General features: G+C 28.3%; 1 protein-coding gene. It reads left to right on the top strand.

Features of this window, described 5'->3' with window-relative positions:
• Window positions 1-2,822, top strand: a 2,822-nt coding sequence (locus GBZ86_RS14640) for a discoidin domain-containing protein (protein ID WP_207707464.1), incomplete at both ends; no start/stop codon positions are given.

Below are 2,822 nucleotides of genomic sequence, written 5' to 3'. Positions count from 1 at the left end.
TTGGAGTTTTAGCAACAGAAATACCAAATGCGTATAAAACAACATCTACAGGAAAAACATCACACATGAAAGGAATTGGTATCACTCCAGAAGCACTTGAATCAAATCCAGTGTTATTTGATTTACTTTTTGAAATGGCTTGGACTACAGATGTCGTTAATGTTGAGTTATGGTTAAAGGATTATATAGAAAGAAGATATGGAAAATATACAGATAATGCATATAATGCATGGAAAATATTTAATGAAACTGCGTATGCTAAAAGGACTCATTATCATGAAGGAGCATCTGAATCTATAATTAATGCAAGACCTGGTTTTGGAGTAAGGTCATCAGCTCTTGTTGGAAGCATTACAGTTCTTTATGATAAAATTAAATTTGAAAAAGCTGTTAAACTTTTATTAGCTGATTATGATGAGCTTAAGGATTATCCAGGTTATTTATTTGATTTAGCAGATTATTTAAGACAAGTTTTAGCTAATTCTGCTCAAGAGTATTATAATAAATTTGTATCATTATATAATTCAAATGATTCAGTAGGATTTAAATTATATGCAGATAAATTTTTAAATCTCATAAAGCTACAAGAAAAAATACTAAGCACTCAAAGGGTATTTTTAGTGGGAAGATGGATAAAATATGCTAAAGAAATAGCTTTTGATGAGTTTTCAACAGATATGTTTAAGTTAAATGCTAAAGCTCTCATAACTACATGGGGAGGCTTACTACAATCAGAAGCTGGTGGATTGCGTGATTATTCAAATAGACAATGGTCAGGTTTAACTGGAGATTTTTATTATGGCAGATGGGAAATGTGGATAAATTCATTAAAAAATGCTATAGATACAGGAACTGAACCTAAAAATATAGATTGGTTTAACTTTGATTGGACATGGGTTATAAATAATAAAGAATATAGTAGTGAACCTACTAATTTTAGTTTAAAAGATTTAGGTAATGAAGTGTTTACTAAGTTTTCTTATTTAAAAGATATGAAATCAGTTTTATCAGAGAATTTAGCATTAAATAAAAAAGCAGTATCATCATCTAATGAAACCGATTATTTTACTCCAAATTTAGTAACCGATGGAAATAACACATCAACATCATCAAGATGGTCGAGTGGCCCTTTTACTAATGAAGTACATCAATGGATATATGTTGATTTAGGAAAAATAACTGAATTTGATACAGTAAAATTATATTGGGAAGTAGCAAATGCTACTATATATAGAATAGAAGTTTCTAATGATGCAACTAATTGGACTTCAGTTTATAGGACAACTGAAGGCATGGGTGGAGTAGAAAAAATAACTTTAACTTTTACTCAAAGTGCAAGATATGTAAGGGTATACTGTGAAAAAAATAATACTATTCCTTCAGTTTCACTTTATGAAATTGAAATATATAATAGGCTAATTAATATAGCAGAAGGCAAACTTGTTTATGGACAAAATGAACATGAAAAAAATAAGTTGATTAATGCTATAGATGGAGATTTGAACACTTACTGGGATGGTGGGCAATATCCTTCTTATTTAGAAATAGATTTAGAAAAAATTTATGCTTTAGATTCTATTAATATAGTTAATTATGTAGATGGTGTTAGATATTATCATTATAGTATTTATGGAAGTATAGATAAAATAAATTATAATAAAATTGCTGAAAAAAATAATAATAATAAGGCAACTACTGAAGGAGATACCTTTAAGTTAAATGGTGATGTTGAAGTAAGATATGTAAAAATTATTATAGAATATTGTTCTGCAAATGAAGCAGTTCATATTTCTGAACTTGGGATTTATGGAAAAGAAGTGAGTCAAATAGGTACTTTAACAAAGAATTTAGCATTAAATAAACAAGCGATATCATCATCCAATGAAACAGATTATTTCACTCCAAATTTAGTGACTGATGGGAATAATACATCAGTATCATCAAGATGGTCAAGTGGACCTTTTACTAATGGGGAACATCAATGGATATATGTTGATTTAGGAGAAATAACTAAATTTGATACAGTAAAATTATATTGGGAAGTAGCAAATGCTACTATATATAGAATACAAATTTCAGATGATGCAATTAATTGGACTTCAGTTTATAGGACAACTGAAGGGGTAGGAGGATTAGAAACAATAACTTTAAATTCTACTCAAAGTGCAAGGTATGTAAGAGTATACTGTGAAAAAAATAATACTATTCCTTCAGTTTCACTTTATGAAATTGAAATATACAATATGGGTATAATGGCATCAAAAAATTTAGCATTAAATAAAGAAGCAATATCATCATCTAATGAAACAGATTACTTCACCCCAAATTTGGTGACAGATGGAAATAACACATCAGTATCATCAAGATGGTCAAGCGGACCTTTTATTAATGGTGAGCAGCAATGGATATATGTTGATTTAGGGAAAATAACTGAATTTGATACAATAAAATTATATTGGGAAGTAGCAAATGCTACTATATATAGAATAGAAGTTTCAAATGATGCAACTAATTGGACTTCAGTTTATAGAACAACTAATGGTTTGGGAAAAACAGAAATAATAAATTTAAACTCTACTCAAAGTGCAAAATATATAAGAGTATATTGTGAAAAGAATAATACAGTTATTTCAGTTTCACTTTATGAAATTGAAATATATAATATAAGAAATATAGCAATACCAATTTTAACAATAAAAAATTTAGCATTAAATAAACAAGCAGTATCATCATCTAATGAAACAGATTATTTTACTGCTAATTTAGTTACAGATGGAAATAATGAATCAGCATCATCAAGATGGTCAAGTGGCGCTTTTATA

The sequence above is a fragment of the Clostridium tarantellae genome, from assembly GCF_009295725.1.
Lineage (GTDB): Bacteria > Bacillota > Clostridia > Clostridiales > Clostridiaceae > Sarcina > Sarcina tarantellae.
The sequence above is the reverse complement of the archived record's forward strand: the minus strand, read 5'-3'. Positions and strand labels throughout refer to the sequence as shown.